Annotated in this window: 15 protein-coding genes; 12 read left to right on the top strand and 3 right to left on the bottom strand. The window is 27.6% G+C overall.

The window, feature by feature from the left end:
* Positions 1-609 (top strand): hypothetical protein (locus AYC60_RS08875; RefSeq protein ID WP_197416927.1); only part of this gene is annotated, 609 nt, incomplete at its 5' end.
* A gap of 220 nt (positions 610-829) precedes the next feature.
* On the opposite strand, the gene AYC60_RS02145 is transcribed toward AYC60_RS08875, so the two are convergent.
* On the bottom strand, positions 830-3,886 hold the full coding sequence (locus AYC60_RS02145; RefSeq protein ID WP_067320759.1) for an alpha amylase N-terminal ig-like domain-containing protein: 3,057 nt from the start codon (positions 3,884-3,886) through the stop codon (positions 830-832).
* A 91-nt stretch (positions 3,887-3,977) separates the two neighbouring features.
* Between AYC60_RS02145 and AYC60_RS02140 the strand changes: the two genes are divergently transcribed.
* From AYC60_RS02140 to AYC60_RS02095, 10 genes are read left to right on the top strand one after another with little or no spacing between them, the layout of a single operon-like run.
* On the top strand, positions 3,978-5,021 hold the full coding sequence (locus tag AYC60_RS02140) for an oxidoreductase (protein WP_067320756.1): 1,044 nt from the start codon (positions 3,978-3,980) through the stop codon (positions 5,019-5,021).
* Between the two features lie 7 nt (positions 5,022-5,028).
* Entirely contained in the window at positions 5,029-6,168 is a 1,140-nt protein-coding gene (locus AYC60_RS02135) for a nucleotidyltransferase family protein (RefSeq protein WP_067320753.1), read from the top strand.
* A 13-nt stretch (positions 6,169-6,181) separates the two neighbouring features.
* Entirely contained in the window at positions 6,182-7,102 is a 921-nt protein-coding gene (locus tag AYC60_RS02130; protein ID WP_067320750.1) for an alpha/beta hydrolase, read from the top strand.
* 40 nt (positions 7,103-7,142) lie between these two features.
* Complete coding sequence (locus AYC60_RS02125) at positions 7,143-8,462, top strand: MFS transporter (protein ID WP_067320747.1); 1,320 nt, start codon at positions 7,143-7,145, stop codon at positions 8,460-8,462.
* Between the two features lie 12 nt (positions 8,463-8,474).
* The gene (locus AYC60_RS02120) at positions 8,475-9,284 is read left to right on the top strand and encodes a transketolase (RefSeq protein WP_067320744.1); all 810 of its coding nucleotides are present in this window, start codon (positions 8,475-8,477) and stop codon (positions 9,282-9,284) included.
* 7 nt (positions 9,285-9,291) lie between these two features.
* Entirely contained in the window at positions 9,292-10,218 is a 927-nt protein-coding gene (locus AYC60_RS02115; protein ID WP_156447640.1) for a transketolase family protein, read from the top strand.
* Between the two features lie 11 nt (positions 10,219-10,229).
* On the top strand, positions 10,230-11,198 hold the full coding sequence (locus tag AYC60_RS02110) for a cell division protein FtsX (RefSeq protein ID WP_067320737.1): 969 nt from the start codon (positions 10,230-10,232) through the stop codon (positions 11,196-11,198).
* Between the two features lies 1 nt (position 11,199).
* On the top strand, positions 11,200-12,483 hold the full coding sequence (locus AYC60_RS02105) for a murein hydrolase activator EnvC family protein (protein ID WP_067320734.1): 1,284 nt from the start codon (positions 11,200-11,202) through the stop codon (positions 12,481-12,483).
* Positions 12,484-12,498: 15 nt separating this feature from the next.
* Positions 12,499-14,226: a phospho-sugar mutase gene (locus tag AYC60_RS02100; protein WP_067320731.1), complete on the top strand. Its 1,728-nt coding sequence runs from the start codon at positions 12,499-12,501 to the stop codon at positions 14,224-14,226.
* Positions 14,227-14,234: 8 nt separating this feature from the next.
* Positions 14,235-15,719 carry a methyltransferase regulatory domain-containing protein gene (locus AYC60_RS02095; protein WP_067320727.1) on the top strand — a complete coding sequence of 495 codons (1,485 nt, stop codon included), beginning with the start codon at positions 14,235-14,237 and terminating at the stop codon, positions 15,717-15,719.
* A gap of 47 nt (positions 15,720-15,766) precedes the next feature.
* Here AYC60_RS02095 and AYC60_RS02090 read toward each other — a convergent pair whose 3' ends face one another.
* Positions 15,767-16,759, bottom strand: a complete 993-nt coding sequence (locus tag AYC60_RS02090) for a DUF4912 domain-containing protein (protein WP_067320725.1) — start codon at positions 16,757-16,759, stop codon at positions 15,767-15,769.
* Positions 16,760-17,758: a tRNA (adenosine(37)-N6)-threonylcarbamoyltransferase complex transferase subunit TsaD gene (tsaD, locus tag AYC60_RS02085; protein WP_067320722.1), complete on the bottom strand. Its 999-nt coding sequence runs from the start codon at positions 17,756-17,758 to the stop codon at positions 16,760-16,762.
* Positions 17,759-17,862: 104 nt separating this feature from the next.
* Here tsaD and AYC60_RS02080 point away from each other — a divergent pair, with 104 nt between their 5' ends.
* The gene (locus tag AYC60_RS02080) at positions 17,863-18,423 is read left to right on the top strand and encodes a histidine phosphatase family protein (protein WP_067320719.1); all 561 of its coding nucleotides are present in this window, start codon (positions 17,863-17,865) and stop codon (positions 18,421-18,423) included.
* Positions 18,424-18,585: the final 162 nt, after the last annotated feature.

Genomic DNA, 18,585 nt, shown 5'->3' with positions numbered 1-18,585 from the left:
AATTTAGATATTAATTTATCATTTCCAATAAAGAATAATAAGATATATCTAAAATATAGTAATACAAGATATTTAAGAAGTATAATTACAGATAATGAGAATATATATGATATATCGGGACTAAGTAATAGATATGAAATAAAGGTTGATAGAAAGATAAATAAAACTATTGATTTAATAAGTTCATATTCATATATAGATAGAAGATCATATGTAGAAGATGTATTAAGTAGAAGAGATAGTATACATAATTTTTCTATAGGTTTAGATAGTAGAATTAGAGATGACCATAAACTATTATTAAAATTAAATAATAAGATAGAAAATGGAAAATATTTACAATCCTTTAATTTAGATTATGGATATAGAGATATTGTAGGTGTTAGAAATATTATAGATGGTAGTGTTTTAAATACTAGTTTAGATATAAACTTAAAGTATAAAAAACTTTATTCAAGTATAGGATTTGATACAGACTATAAGACATTTAATCCTAGGGTAAAGCTTGGGGTAAATTTTGATTTATCAAGATTAAATATAGACTCGTCTATAGAATACAATAAAAGATTTAGAGCACTTTTTGCTTTGAAGTTTGATGTGGTAAAATAAGAATTTGGAGAGTATTGAAATAAGTCTGTAAATTGAAAAAATATAATTTGTATATATGCAACTAGATAAGTAACAAAAGCTGTAACCCTTTATTTTAAGGACTTACAGCTCTTTATATATCAATCAATTGACAAAGTCAGGAAAAATGTACCTCCAAACTTTTAACATTTCTGTGTCGAGTTTATTGGTATATCTTCTATTCCCATTATTTTTTGATTTTTTATTCCTTATCCTTTTTAGGTAGATAGAATATATATCCTTTTTTTGCTTTAATATCAAATTTCATTTTCCCATTTATATCACTCTTAATTTTCTTACCTGATAATAAATCTAAGTAAGTTTTAGAATTATGGAATGAAGTTATAGTAATATTGCTATGGTTTTCAAAACTATTATTTAATACAACTATTATACTTTCATCTTTATCGTATCTTTCATAAGCAATAATATCTTTTTCGTTATTGAAATATATTGGTTTGATTCTACCGTAAACTAAAGATTTATGCTCTTTACGTATTTTAATAATTTTTCTATACCATTCAAAAAGCTCCATATCTGGTTTTTGAGAGTATACTTCACCGTTATTAATATATGAAGTATTTCTTTCATCATCGTACCAAAATTCATCCCAAAGCATAGGTTTTCTACAATAAGGGTCTGTTGCACCCCACATTCCAACTTCATCTCCATAATAAAGCATAGGGGCACCTATGTATGTCATTTGGAATATAGAAATTAATTTTAAAACATCTTTTGGTTTGATATGGCTGTTTTTCCAATCTATAGTTGTGTTAGGATGATAATTTCCAGCAAGGTCAGGTCTAATAATATTATATCCCTTTTCATATTGTTTACCTTCTTCTAGATTTCTACCTATTCTATCATTGACTATTCTAGAGTACAGTCTATCAGTATCATGAGAACCATTAAGGTTTTGACAAGCCTGTACAGCTTGTAATGGATACCATGTTCTTTTCTCTCTTAACTCTAAGAAAAATTGTTCGGCACTTAGTTTGTAACTATCATCAAAATTATTTCCTTGATTAATAAAGTAACCTATTACAGCTTTTAACCATTCATAGTTCATTACAGCATCAAATTTATCCCCAGAATTAATATCATCTCCAGCATTAGACCAAAGTTCTGCAGTAATGTATGCTTCTTTTTTACAATTTTTAACAACTTGTCTCCATTCTTTCCAGAACATTTGATTTTCTAAATTATTTGGAACATCAAGTCTCCAACCATCTATACCATCATCTTCTTGCCAATTAGAATGTTCTTTACCATCAGGACCTAACATCCATTTTCTAGTAATATTGAATATGTAATCTTTCCATTCTTCATTAAAACTATCAAATACAGGTAAAGTATCAAATCCAGCCCAACCATTGTATTTTAAATTTTTTCTATTTAGGTTTACAATATTGTATGCTTCTTCTTCTGACATTTCATCTTTTACTTTGCTATAGTTTTTATAATCTGTGAACTTATACCAATTTGCATATTTAGAATCCTTGCCTTCAGCAAGAGCTAAATTAAATGCAAAGTTATAGTTACTACTATGGTTAAAAACAGCATCAAATATTACTCTAATACCATTTTTATGTAATTCCTTAATTAAATCTACCATAATTAAATCAGATTCTGTCCAAACCCAGCTGCTTGGATCATCAGTTTCAAGATATCCATTTTTGCCTTTATTTTCTCCTGTTAAACTAACTTCTAATAATTCGAGCTCTGAATTATTAACACTTTCTTTTCCAAGAACATCTAGATAACTCTTATTACCATACTTGTTTTCTGGATTAATATATACATTATGTAATTTACCACTAGTTCTAATAGTACCAAAATCTGGTGATATATGTCTAAAATCATTTGCACCATATTTATGGTTTTGGAATGAATAAAATACTGGATTTAACCATACTGCATTTATTCCTAACTTTTTAAGGTATGGGATTTTCTCTTTAATACCTTTTAAATCTCCACCAAACATTCTTGCATATTTTAAAGAGTAATTAATGTTTGATTCCATATGAACTTCCCAATTAGTTCTTTCACTAAAATCTGAACACCATCTATTTCTTTCGAATTCTAATGCAAATTCATTTTTATTCCATCTATAATCTTTAATGAATTTGCTTTCATAGTTAAGATTTTTTTTGAATTTTTCAGGTCCAAATTCATTGAAAATAGGGTCATTATACATATCACCATTGTAGAATCTATCAGGGAATATGTTGTACCATATAGCTTCTCTAGTCCAATAAGGTATATAGAATATGTTTTCATTTTCTTCTTTAGAGTAAATAAAAGATTCTGTTAATTCTTCTTCTAATCCATTAATTCCATAGTAGTTTTTAACTCCTCCATCTTCAAGTATGAAGAAATATTCGAAGCTTTCTATATCTTCCTTAAATGTTAATATTCTTTTGAAGTAGTCAAAAGAATTAGTATAGTCTATGTATCTTTCAAGCTCATATATTCTATTTAATCCTTTTCCTTCTTTAGTATAAGGAACTACAGAGATATATAGTCTTTCTACATCAGACATTTGAGTTCTTATACTGATTTCAAATTCTTTTTCAGTAATTTTATTGAAATATATTAACTTATTAATATCATGTAATATCGCAGTTATTTTACTTCCTGTATTAATATTCTTGCTAATTTCATTTACAAATTTACCATTACCTAATTCACCTTTTGGGAATAGATTACCGTTTTCCCCTACTACTAATATTTCGTTTTTTTCTGGGAACCATTTATGGTCAATAAGGAATTTGTATTCATAAAATCCATTTTCTACATTAAGTATCACTTCATATAAATTGTCTTTTATATGATTTATAGGTTCTGTATCAGGACACCAATTATTAAAATCACCGGATATTTCAAAAATTTTTGGATTATGGATACCAAATTTTGATATATCTATGTTAAATCTCACGAACTTCTTTTTTTGTAGTAAGAAATTAAAATCATGAGGGTTAAATTCAACTAAAATATCTATTCCAGATTGTATACCAGATATAGATTTTGGGGAACTTTTACTGTCTGCATAAGCTCTAAATTCAGAAGCAAATGGACTAGTATGATTGTAGGTAATATTGAAATTTTCTTTATTTCCATTTTCAATTCTAGTTATAGTAAAAAAATATGATGCAACCTCTACTCTTGCCCATTTATATACATATCTATCGTGTTTTTTTCTTAATTTTACTTCTTTGAAAAATTTACCATCTTTGTAAATTCCTAAAATATATTCCATTTTAAAAAATCTCCTTTCACAATCAGTTCTATTATACCAAAAAATGTAAAAATATGCTATACTTAAGATAAATAAAGGAAGGTAGGGATATATGGAATTATTAGATAAATTTTACTTAGGGGATTTAGAACTAAAAAATAGAGTGGTGATGCCTCCTATGGATACATATGAATCTATAAATGGTTTCGTAAATGAATTTCATTTTGCACATTATGGTGCAAGGGCTATAGGAAATGTTGGATTAATAATACAAGAAGTAACATCGGTAAGAGCAGATGGTAGAATAAGTACGCAAGATTTAGGTATATGGAAGGATGAGCATGTTGAGGGGTTAAAGAAATTAGTTGATAGTGTTCATAAATTAGGTAGTAAAATAGGAATACAGATTGGTGATGCTGGAAGAAAGGGTCTTATAAAGGATGGAGATATATTATCAAGTTCGAACATTCCATTTAATGATTATTTTAACAAACCAAGAAAAATGAATAAACAAGATATTTTAAATGTAATAAATGATTTTAAACTTGCATCAAGAAGGGCACAACTTGCAGGTTATGATTATTTAGAATTACATGCAGCACATGGATATTTAATTAATCAATTTCTTTCTGAATTTTCAAATGATAGAAATGATGAATATGGAGGAAGCTTTGAAAATAGGACGAGGTTTTTAAAAGAAATATTAGTTGAAGTAAGAAAAGAGTTTAGGGGAGTAGTGGGTATTAGAGTTTCAGCATTTGAATGGACTAAGGATGGATATTTACCTGAAGAACTAGCTAAAGCATTACTAAGTTTTAAGGATAGTTTTGATATTGTTCATGTAAGTAGTGGTGGAACAGTAAATGAAGGAGAACTTTCGTTTTATCCAGGATATCAACTTAACTTTGCTAAGAAAATGAAAGCAATTTTAAACAAACCAGTTATATCAGTGGGTCAAATAGATAGCTTTGATATTGCTGAACTTGCTATTAGAGAATTTGATATAGATTTAATAGCGGTAGGTAGGGCCTTACTTAGAAATCCAAACTGGATTATGGATGAATCTTTTAAAAATGGTTTAGAGATGGAATCTAGGAAAGTGATAAATAGAGGTTATTATAGGGAGAGATTTTTAGAAAAAAAATTAAGAAAATAGGAGTGTTATGGAAGAAAAAATTGTAGGAGTTGTTGCAGAATTCAATCCTTTTCATAATGGACATAAATATCAAATTGATGAGATAAGCAAACAAAGGCCTAGAATAAAGATAGCTGTAATTTCAGGTAATTTTGTTCAAAGAGGTGAAATTTCTATAATAAATAAATTTATGAAGGCAGAACTTGCTATATTAGAAGGTTATGATATAGTTGTTGAATTACCTGTTTATTATTCTATACAAAATGCAGATGTTTTTGGTGAATTTTCTGTAAAAATACTAAATGAATTGGGTTGTAATATTCAAGTTTTTGGAGTAGAAGAAGAAAACACCGAAAAGCTATATAGCATCATAAGGTTACAAAATAAAAAAGAATACCTAGATAAGTTAAAAAACTATGTTAAAATGGGTAATTCATATATTAAATCACATGAAATGGTACTTGCTGAATATGGATATAGGGATGTGTATAAGTCAAATAATATATTGGCACTTTCATATATCAGGACTATTGAAAGAAATTCATTTAATATTAGACCTTATGGAATAAAGAGGGTTGGAAGTGGATATAACGAAGAGGTAAGTTATGGTAATATTGCTTCTGCAACTATGATAAGATCTAAGGAAATAAATGAGGTATCAAATTTTGTTCCCAAAAATACTTTGTACATGCTAAGTAAAAGGGTATATAGAAATCATGAGGAAAAAATATTTGAATGGTTTAAATATCTTTTCAATGTTAAAACAAAGAATGAATTAATAAAAGTATATGATTTTAATGATAGTATGTATAATAGGGTGAATAAATATATTAAGGATGCTACTGATTATTATGACTTTGTTAATAAATTTAAAAGTAGAAATTTTAGTATTAATAGACTAAGAAGAATAATGCTTAATTTAATTCTTTATATAGATTCTGAAGATATTAAATTGTATGATGAAATAAAGTATATAAGAGTACTTTCTGTAAATGAAAAAGGTGCTAAATATATCAAAGAATTAAATAATCCTAAAGTTTTTGTAAATTGGAAAGATATAGAAAAGAATATTACAAATAAGTTAATAAAAATAGAAAAAAATGCTTTTGCTTTCTACGAAATACTTACAAAAGAAAAAGAAATTTTAAATTTGAAATATATAAAATAGGAGGAGGTATTATATGTTTTTATTTGATAGTTATCTTTTAAACGCAATAGAGAAGTATCCAAGAGTTACACTTGAAATGTCTTTAAAAGATGTAATGAAAAGTAAAAATAGGTTAATTTGTGGAAAATATTCCCCTCTTTCTTTTGATATGGAATTTGAGGAAATTGAATATAGCTCAGGTAATATTAAGCTTTATGGTTGGTATATTCCTGTAGATGGAGCAAAAAAAACAATAGTTATTAATCATGGGAGGAAAAATAATAGGGTATTTAGTTTGAAATTTTTACAACTATTTATAGATATGCAACTTAATGAGAAGTACAATATATTTTTACCTGATTTAAGGAATTCAGGTAAATCAGATATTGCTAAAACAGCTTTTGGTTATAGATTTGCAGAAGATATTAAAAACACACTAATAATGTTAAATGAAAAATTTTATACTACAGATTTTGTTCTTTATGGTTTTTCTCAAGGAGGTATGGGAAGTGCTTTAGTTCCTTATCTATATGCTGAAGAACTAAGTTTAAAAGGAATAAATATTGAAAAAATGATACTAGATTCACCAGTATCAAATATAAAGGAAACAATATTACACCATTCATTGTTTTTAGGGCTGAAAATTCCTTCAGTAATTATGAGTTTTCCACTTGCAAGATTTAATTTTAAGATAGATGGGAGATTAAATGAATTAAGGCTTTCAAAAGTTTTAGGTAAGGTTCCTACATTAATACTTCAATCTGAAAAAGATGATGTAACACCTTATGATATGATAAATAAGGAATATCAGATAATCAAAGACTTGTGCAGTCATGATGATGGTTTAGTAAAACCGATATTTAAGGTATTTAGGAAAGGTCAACATGTTAGAATTTATTTGCAATATAAATGGGAATATACAGATTCTATACAAAATTTTTTGAATTTGGAGTAAAATATGATAAAATATACAGTGGGGGAAAAAGGAGATAAATATGTCAAAGAGATTAACTAAAGCAACATACATTTTTTATGGACTTGGTGTTGCATATTTTATGCTAGATCAGATTTTTAACCAGTGGATACAATATTTTTATTTACCATCTGAGAAGGCAATTGCAGATTATGGTATTAGTGTAATAATGCCACCTATATATCTTGCTATAGCTTTTGTTATAATGAGATTCGTAGATGCGATAGCAGATCCTATAGTTGGATATATGTCGGATAATTCAAATTCGAAAATAGGTAGAAGAAGCATATATATGTTAACTGGGATTATACCACTTGCACTTTCTATGATAGCTTTTTTTTATCCATTAACAAGTAGTGTTTTAATTACAACACTTTATTTAGCTTTTGTAGGTAGTGTCTACTTTGTGGCTTATACATTAGTAGGAGGTCCGTATAATGCTTTAATACCGGATCTTGCAACTAATAAGGAAGAACGGTTAAACCTTTCTACTTCACAATCAGTATTTAGATTAGTATTTACAGCAATACCATTAATTCTAAGTCCTGTCATATTATCTAATATGATTAAATCAGGTATGAATTTCATAACTGCAATAAGAATTATGGTTACAGGATTTTCATTTTTAAGTGCTGTTATAGTAATAGTTTCAGTAATATTATTAAAAGAAAATAAGATTGCTGTCAAAAAAAATAGTGATGCAAAGAAAATTAATTTTAAGGATGCATTCTCTTATTTAAAAAACAAAGAAATAATGCTATATTTCATAGGTTTTTTCTTTTTCTTTTCAGGTTTTAATATTATTAGAAACTCAGTATTATACTATGTTACTGTAATATTAGGTCAAAGCGAAAAAGCAGCAAGTATACCAACTACTATACTTTTTGTGGTTTCTGCACTTTTCTTCCCTATAACACAGGCTTTATGTAAGAAATTTGATTATAGGAAGATTATGCTTTTTGATCTTGCATTAATAATATTTGGAACTTTTGGATTAATATTTTTAGGTGCAAAATCTAAATTATTATTTTTTACTATGTTTTCTATAGTAGGAGCTGGAGTAAGTGGATCGGCATTCATATTTCCACCTGCTATGCTTAGTGAAATATCAACAAAACTTTATGAAAAATATAATGTGAGTGTTGAAGGAATGATGTTTGGTATACAAGGACTATTTTTAAAACTTGCATTATTACTTCAAATTGTAACTACTACCTTAGTACTACCTTTAGGAGGAAATGGTGGAGCTACTAAATTAGGTGTGTTAGCAACTTTAGTAATAGCTATAATATTTTTAATCATATCTTTTTTAAGCTATTTTTTAAAAAAGAGTGAAATATAATTGGAGGACGAGATGGGAAAAAAAGAATTAAAAGAGATTTCAACACGTATTAGAAGAAATATAGTGGAAATGATATACCACGCGAAATCTGGGCATCCTGGAGGTTCACTTTCAATTGCAGATATTTTAACAGTACTTTATTTTGAAGAAATGAACATAGATCCTAAAAATCCATTAATGCCTAATAGAGATAGATTAGTATTAAGTAAGGGACATGCAGTTCCAGGAGTATATGCTACATTAATGGAAAGAGGATATATAGATAAAAGCTTAATAACTGAATTAAGAAAATTTGGATCTCCTTTACAGGGTCATCCAGATTTAAAAAAATTACATGGTATAGATATGTCTACAGGTTCATTAGGGCAAGGATTATCAGCTGCACAAGGTATGGCCCTTTCTGCTAAAATTTTTGGTGATGATTTTAGAGTATATGTAATACTTGGTGATGGTGAAATGCAAGAAGGGCAAATTTGGGAAGCATTTATGTCATCAGCTCACTTTAAATTAGATAATTTAGTTGCATTCTTAGATTCAAATGACTTACAAATAGATGGTAATGTGTCTAAGGTTATGCCTATTAATCCTATTGCAGATAAGTATAGAGCATTTAATTGGCATGTAATAGAAATTAATGGCCATTGCTTTGATGAAATAAGAGCGGCTTTAAAGGAAGCAAGAGAAACTAAAGGGAAACCAACTGTTATAATAGCTAAAACCTCTAAAGGTAAGGGAGTTTCATTTATGGAAGATAATGCAGGTTGGCATGGTAAAGCACCAAATCTTGAAGAATTAAATAAAGCTTTAGAAGAATTAAAGTAGTAGGAGGATAAAAATGAAAGCGACAAGACAAGCATACGGAGAAGCATTAGTTAAATTAGGTAAAGTAAATAAAGATGTAGTAGTTTTAGAAGCTGATTTATCAAAATCTACTATGACTACATTCTTTTGTCAAGAATTTCCAGAAAGACATATAAATTTAGGTATAGCAGAAGCTAATATGATAGGCACAGCAGCAGGTATAGCCACTACAGGTAAAGTACCTTTTGCATCTACATTTGCAATATTTGCAGCAGGTAGAGCATATGATCAAATTAGAAATTCAGTTGCCTATCCTAAATTAAATGTGAAAATATGTCCAACACATGCCGGGATTTCATTAGGAGAAGATGGTGGATCTCATCAATCAGTTGAAGATATTGCTTTAATGAGAGTAATACCAGGTATGGTTGTATTACAACCTGCAGATGCTACAGAAACTGAAAAAATGATTTTTGCTGCAGCAGAATATCAAGGTCCTGTATATATTAGACTTGGAAGATTACCTGTTGCAGATATTTATACAGATGGGTATGAGTTTAAAATTGGTAAGGCTACTACATTAACAGAAGGGGAAGATGTTGCAATAATTGCAACAGGTTTACTTGTTAATGAAGCACTAAAAGCTGAAAAAATACTAAAAGAAAAAGGAATTAATGTTAGAGTAATAAATATGTCTACTATTAAACCGTTAGATGAAGAAGTTGTTTTAAAAGCAGCAAAAGAATGTAAGTTTGTAATAACTTCAGAAGAACACTCTGTAATAGGAGGACTTGGAGGAGCAGTAAGTGAATACTTATCTGAAAATCATCCTGTTAAAGTAATCAAACATGGAATTAATGACATGTTTGGTCAAAGTGCTGATGGTAATGTAATGTTAGACAAATATGGTTTAAGAGCTGAAAGAATAGTAGAATTAGTTCTTGAAAATATTTAAGGAGGAAAACAATGATAGGTAAATTATTCGGAGGGGTTAAGGACAATATTAAAGCGGAAAAGGGAGCTTTCTTTTCAGCTGTTACAACATTCATATTAATATTTACATTGATAAATATATATATATTCGGTGCATTAAATGCAGATTCATATAGATTAAAGGAAGAACAGGCTAACCAAGTTATCTTATACATCAACGATTTAAATGATGAAGAAAAACAAGCTCTTCAAGCTAAAGTTTTAAACTTAGATGGAGTAAGTTCATTAAGATTTGTATCAAAAGATGTAGCTTTAAAATCTCTAGAAAAAGAATTAAATGTTGACTTAAGTTCAGAAGCAAATCCACTAGAAGATGCATTCTTTGTTCATTTAAAAAGAGATGTAAATATAGATGAATTAAGTACAAAATTAAGTGGATTAAGTGAAGTTTCAAGTATAGATTTAAGAGCAAAAGTTGTAAACCAAACAGTAATGTTTAGTTCAGCACTAGACTATTTCTTAAAATATGCAAGTATATTCTTAATAGTTTTTGCTGTAATAATAATATTTAATATAGTTGGATTAACAGTTAAAACAAGAAAAAGAGAAATACACGAAAGCTTATTAGAAGGAAAATCTAAAGGATTTATAAAAACAACTTTCTTTTTAGAATCAGTATTAGCAGTATTAATTTCTGGAGGAGTAAGTTACTTTATGTATGTTAAGATTAGAGAAGCAATAGTTAATCTAATTGAAAAAGCTAAAGGGATAACTGCAGTTCAAGGATTTAGTACTTTAGAAAAAGAATCATATGTATTATTAGTTGTTTTAGGAATAACATTAGTTTTAGTATTCATAATTAATTATTTATTCTTAAATAGATACTATAATTTAAAATACTATGAAAAAATTAGAAGAGAAGAATGTAATTGTCCTGTAGTAGAAGAAAAAGTTGAAGAAGTAGTAGAGGAAGATTTCCAAGATCTAAGAGAGGAGCAATAATATGAAGAAAAAGATTATGCTTTTTCTTGCTCTTTTATCTTTTGCGGCTTTTGGAGATAATATTGATAAAAATAAGAATAGAATAAATCAAATAGACAAACAAGTTAAAGATAATACTAATAAGATTAATAACAATAATAGTAAAATTAATAATGCTAAAAAGGATGAAGCAGCTATTAAAAAAGAAATACAAGGTTTAGATGCTTTAATTTCTAAATTACAAAAAGAATATAGTATTATTGAAAATGAATATGTAACTTTACTTAAAGAAATAGGTAAAAGTGAAAAAGAAATTAGTTTAAGTATAAAGAAAATTGAAGAAAGTAGTAGAAAAATAACGGAAGGGAAAACGGATTATTCTAACAAGATTAAAACATGGAATAAGGTATTTAACTCTAAAGTTTTTCAGAAGAATTCATTTTCTGCAGAATCTGCAAAGAAAACTAATGATTTAATAAAAATATTAGAGCAAGATCAAAGTAATATACAAAAAATTGAAAAGTATAAGCAACAAGAAGAAGATCACAAGAGACAAGAAGAATTTTTAAAGAATAAAACTCAACAAGAAGCAAAAAAAGTTGAGAAGAAAAAGTTAGAATTAGAAAATAAAAGAGATGAGTTAAGAAGGGCTAAATCTAGTAAGGATAAGGCTGTTAAAAACTTACAATATCTACAAAGTAGTTTGAAAAATGAAAACAAAAAAATAGAGAAAACAAATTCTAATTTAATAGCTGAGAAGAAAAAATTAGAACAACAAATAAATGCTATTATAGCAGCCGCTAAGAAAAGAGAAGCAGAAGAAAGAAGAAAGGCTGAAGAAGCTAGAAAGAAAGCTGAAGCTGCTAAGAAAAATCAATCTAGTGGTGAAACAAATACTAAATCAGAACCAGTTAAAGAAGTTGTTGTTCCTAAAGGTACAGGTAAGTTTATAATGCCTATAAATGGAAGTATAGTAGTAGCTTATGGTCAAGAAAAAACTAAAGGTATTACAAGTAAGGGGATAGAAATACGTGGAAGTTTGGGACAGGCAGTAAAAGCTTCTGATAGTGGAGTAGTACTTTATTCTGGTTCATTAAAAGGACTTGGAGCTGTAATTATGATAGACCATGGAGACTTTATAACAGTATATGGAAATCTTTCATCTGTTAGAGTTGCAAGTGGAGCTAAGGTAACTAAAGGTCAGACTATAGGTGTGTTAGGAAGAGATAGTATTACAAAAGAGCCTAATCTATACTTTGAGGTAAGAAAAGGTGTAAATTATGTAAATCCAGCAAATTATTTATAATGAAGGAGAAGTAAAATGAATTATATGGATAAATATAATGAGTGGTTAAGTAACAAAAATTTAGATACAGATTTAAGAAAACAATTAGAAGAAATCTCAAATGATGAAAAAGAAATAGAAGATAGATTCTATCAAGAGTTAGAGTTTGGTACAGCAGGATTAAGAGGTAAATTAGGAGCGGGTACTAATAGAATGAATGAATATGTTATAGCTCGTGCTACACAAGCTTTAGCAAACGTAATTAAAAAAGAAGGTCAAGAAGCTATGGATAGAGGTGTTGCTTTTGCACATGACTGTAGAATATTTTCTCCAGAATTTGCACTTAAAGCTGCATTAGTTATGGCAAGTAATGGTATACGTGCTTATTTATTTGATAGTTTAAGACCAACTCCAGAATTATCGTATGCTATTAGATACTATAAAACTATATCTGGAGTTAATATTACAGCAAGTCATAATCCTAAAAACTATAACGGATATAAAGTATATTGGGAAGAAGGTTCTCAAATTAAATCTGTAATATCTGATGCTGTATTTGAAGAAATTTCAAAATTAGATATTTTTGGAAATTATGTAACTTTAACTAAAGAAGAAGCAATAGAAAAAGGTCTATTAGTAATGATAGGAGAAGAAGTAGATGAGGCTTTCTATAAAGAAGTAATGAATACTTCTTTAAGATCTAATGATGAATTAGATATGAGTATTAAATTAGTATATACACCACTAAATGGAGCTGGAAATATACCTGTTAGAACAGTTCTATCTAGAAAAGGTTATGAGAATGTTTATGTTGTTAAAGAACAAGAAATGCCTGATGGAACTTTCCCTACATTAGTTTATCCAAACCCTGAAGATTTAGCAGCATTTGAATATTCAGAAAAATTAGCATTTGAAAAAGATGCAGATATATTAATAGCAACAGATCCAGATTGTGATAGATTAGCTGTTGAAGTTATGCATAAAGGTAAAATAGTGGCATTAAATGGTAACCAAACAGGAGTATTATTAATTAACTATATAATATCTACTATGAAAGAAAAAAATATATTCCCAGAAAATCCAGTTATAGTTAAATCTATTGTTACAGGAGAAATGGGAACAGCAGTAGCAAATAAATATGGAATAGAAATGATAGATGTATTAACTGGATTCAAAAATATTTGTGCTATAGCAAATATGTATGAAGAAAGTAAAGAAAAAAACTATATCTTTGGTTATGAAGAAAGTATAGGATATAACATAGGAACTTTCTTAAGAGATAAAGATGGTGTTTCAGCTTCACTTATGTTAACTGAAATGGCAGCTTATTACAAAAAACATGGAAAGACACTTATAGATGTTCTTTATGAATTATTTGAAGAATTTGGATACTATAAAGAAAAAGGAGTATCTGTAGTACTTGAAGGTATGGAAGGAGCTCAAAGAATTAAAAGAATGATGGTTAAATTCAGAGAAATATTCCCAAGAACTATAGGAGATGCTAAAGTTAAAGAAGTTATAGACTACAAAGCACAAACAGTTTTAAATGTTGAAACAGGAGAAATTACTCCATGTCATATTGAAGCTACGGATGCTGTTAAATTCTCATATGATGATGGAAGCTGGTATACATTAAGACCATCAGGAACTGAACCTAAAATTAAACTTTATGTTTATGTTAAAGATGGTGTAGAAGAAAAATCAGTTGAAAAATTATCAGTATTTGAAAAAGAAGTTTTAGAAATTTTATACAGCATAGATTGAGGTAGATGATGGACAATATAAAAGAAGTTGAAAAAACATATGATACAATACCATATATTTCAAAAAGTTTTAAAAAATGTCAGCCAATACATTTAAAAACTATGATGAGAATGTTAGGGTTTGAAACTCCAAAACTTTTAAATTCTAGAGTTTTAGAGATAGGATGTTCTTTTGGTGGTAATATTATACCTATGGCTATAGCTTATCCTAATTCTGAGGTAATAGGTCTTGATTTATCTAAGGTACAAATAGATGAAGGAAATGAAATAATAAAAAAAATAGGTCTTAAGAATATAAAATTATATCATAAAAATATTTTAGAGTATGACAATGAATTTGGAAAGTTTGACTATATCATTTGTCATGGGGTATTTTCATGGGTTCCTGATGAAGTAAAAGAAGCTATATTAAGGGTAATTAAATCAAGTTTAACAGAAACTGGTGTAGCAGTTATTTCATATAATACTTATCCTGGTTGGAAAAGAATAGATGTTGCTAGAGATTTAATGTTATTTAGTATAGACAATTTAGTAGATAGATCTCTTGAAGTTAATGAAAAAGATAAAGTTGAAATGGGGAAAAATGCAATAAGGTTTTACTTAAATAACTCTATAGTAGACAAAAATATGAAAGATGTATTAGAAAATTTATTAGATAAGGATACTCACTATATTTATCATGAATATTTTGAAAAATACAATGATCCAATATACTTATATCAATTTTCAAAAATGCTTGAAAAACATGGATTGATTCATGTTGTTGATAGTAGTATATCTAACTCATTTCCTAATTTTAATAATGAAGTTAAATCTGCAATAAATAATGAATGTGGTGATAATAGGTTAGCGAAAGAACAGTATTATGATTTTTTAAGGAATACTCAATTTAGGACTAGTATTATAACTCACAGTAATAATACGTCTAAGATAAATTTAACGGATAATATTTACTTAACGGATTTAGATGATATTTATGTTAGAGGCTTATATGTAAAAGAGGAAGAGTCTTGGAAGTATGGTAATAGAAATATAAATGGAAATAATGAAGAAATATTTAATTATTTAACTAAAATTTATCCTAAAAATGTTCAAATAAAAACATTAGTTGAAAAATTTGGTAATGAAAATTACAAAAGTATATTTTCATTAATATATAATGAAGAAATTGAATTTAATATTTCCCCACGTGGAGAAAAAATATATAATAAGTTCGGTAAAAATTATTTAAATTATTTAAAATATTATCTTGAAGATAATAGTAAAATTACTTTTTCAAATTATAAAGGTGAAATAATAGATATTTCTGACTACTTTAAAGTTATTATAGATTTTTTAGATACAGATGATATAAATTCTATTAAAGTCAAGATAATAGAAAAATTTGAAGATGGTTCTTTAGTCTCAAATGGAGATAAAAGTTATGATGAGCTTGCAGATTATATTATAGATAATATTAAAAATTTAATTAATTTTTTTGAATTTTATAAATAAGAAAAAGGTTTGAATTTTAGAAAATCTAATATTCAAACCTTTTTATATTAATTAATTTTATTTGATGAACCTAAAAATGATGATCCTTGATAAGAAGATCCATTTAATAATTTAGATTCTTCTTCTCTTCTTACTAATGATTGTATTTCTTCATCTGATAATAATTCTTTATCTAATACTTCTTGTTGATATCCTAAATATGATTCTATGTTATTTTTATCAACAGACCTAAAGTTAATAATTTGATATCCATTAATATTTTCTATTTCAGATATTCCCCATATTACATCAAAGTTATTTGACGGTACTGGATTTGGAACATTTGCTTCAGTTGAGTGTGCAACTTCTATAAAGTTATTGAATTCATCTAAGTAACCTAAGTATACTATATATTCTTGATTAGGATCTACATTGTTAATATACATACTTCCATTTCTAGTGAAAGTTTGTATTTTTACTTTTTCTTCTCCTTCAATAGTTTTTAATATTATTATAGGATTTTCATTATTTAATCTTATTTTTTGACTTAAATCATAGTAATAATCTTCTCTTATTTCCCAATATGTGAATAATGTATCTGTATTTTTAGGAATTAGAACGATTTCATTTTTATGGTATTGTTCAGGAAGTGGTCTTTTATTAAAATATTTAGCTTCTTGTTGTTCAAATAAAATATATTTAGACATTTCTACTTTCATTTTATCTTCATCATGATTATTTTCAGTGAAAGTATAACCTCTATTTAAATATTTTGGTTTTCTTCTATAAATATGCTTTAAAGAAATTTGATTAGGATAGTTTCTATAACTACCAATTTTAACCCTTTTAAGTTTTAAAATTTCTCTTAGACTTAAATCTGAAGTTTCTAAATCTATCATTTCTACTTTTTCGACATCATCATTTTTTACCATAGTCCCAACCTCTTTTACATTTTTTTTTTCTTTTAAGTCAATTACCGTGTTTTCAGTTTTTTTTCTTTTGTTTTTTATGTATGCGACTGCTAATAGTAATATAAGTACTGATATAATAGTTCTGTACATTTAGAATCCTCCTTGTTTTTTTCTTTTTGTATTTATTGCATCTATAAACATATTCTCTTCTTTTAAGTTTTTATGATAACAAGCTGCAGCAATCATTGCAGCATTGTCGGTACAATATTCAAACTTAGGGAATATTATATCTATATCTTTAAAATTATCTGATTTGACTATAGCTTCACGTATTGCCTTATTTGCTGAAACTCCTCCGACTACTGATAAACTTTTAATATTATTCTCTTTTGCTGCCGTAGATAATTTGGCTACTAATACTTCAATAACCTTATCTTGGAAGGCTTTAGCTACATCTTCTTTTGAAAAATCTTCACCTTTCATTTTCTTCTTATTAATGTAGTTAGTAATAAATGTTTTAATTCCACTAAAACTAAAATCATATCCTGAAACTTGAGGAGTTGGTATTTCAATACTATTATTACCCATAAATGCCAATTTTTCAAGTAGGGGACCTCCAGGATATTCAAAACCTAAAATTCTTGCAACCTTATCATAGGCTTCTCCTATAGCATCATCTAGGGTTTCTCCAAGTAAATTTAATTCTTTATTTTCATTAATTAAATATAGGGAAGTGTGTCCTCCTGATGCTACTAAAGTAAGCATAGGCAATTTTGGTTCATTATCTATAAATGTTGAAAAAATATGCCCATCAATATGATTTACAGGTATTAATGGTATATTATTTGATAAACTTAGTCCTTTTGCAAACATAAGGCCAACTAAAAGTGACCCTATAAGTCCAGGAGTATTAGTAACAGCAATATATGATATATCACTAATTTTGCAGTTTGCTTCTTTTAATGCTTTATCATATACTGTTAAAATATTTTGAATATGGTGTCTTGAAGCAATTTCAGGAACTACTCCACCATATTCTTTATGTATATCTATTTGACTTGCAATAACATTACTTAAAACTTTTTTACCATTTTCAAGTATGGCAACAGATGTTTCATCACAAGAACTTTCAATAGCTAAAATTAACATAATATATACCTCTTTTCTAGTTTCATTTTAACAAATTTTAATAAACTTGTAAAGGGGAATATATTGTGATAGAATGGTAATGATTAAAAGTTTTGGAGGTAAAAGTGAAAGTATATTTAGTAAGACATGGAAAGACAGAATGGAATCTTGCAGAAAAGATACAAGGTTGGGCAGATTCACCATTATTACCTGATGATAAATCTCCTGAAAAGGCAGCAGAGAAATTAAGGGGTATACACTTTGACTATATTTGCAGTAGTGATTTAGGAAGGGCAGTTGAAACTAAGAGAAGAATATTAGATATATTAGGTTTAAAAAATGATGGAAATGAACATCCTGAATTTAGAGAAGTTGGGTTCGGGGTATTAGAAGGAGCACCTATAGAACTTCTTAAGACTGAATATGCAGAATTATGGAGAAAATATAAGACATATGTAAAAGATTTTACTCCCTCAGATCATTTTGAAGGTTTTGAAAGTGTAAAAGATGTAAGGAAAAGAGCTTTAGATAAATTAGAGGAGATAAAAAGAATTTATGGTGAAAATTCAACTATATTAGTTGTAGCCCATGGTTCGATTATGTCTATATTAGAAAATGATGGTAGAGAATTAGAAGAACCAGCAGTAATAATTGAAAACGGAGGAATACTTGAATTAAACATCTAAAATTCTAATTAAATTCTAAGAATAAACTATACCTAAAACAAAGGAATGTACTATATAATCTACTCATACCAAGAGAAAAAGCGAAGAACTTTTTCTTCATAACTCCTTTTTAAGGCCGTTTTACCAACGGCTTTTTGTTTTATAAAATATATACTAGTTAAA

Origin of the sequence: Streptobacillus felis (assembly GCF_001559775.1) — a bacterium.
In the GTDB taxonomy this organism is placed as follows: Bacteria; Fusobacteriota; Fusobacteriia; order Fusobacteriales; family Leptotrichiaceae; genus Streptobacillus; species Streptobacillus felis.
Note: the sequence above shows the minus strand (reverse complement) of the source record. Positions and strands in the feature narration are given on the sequence as shown.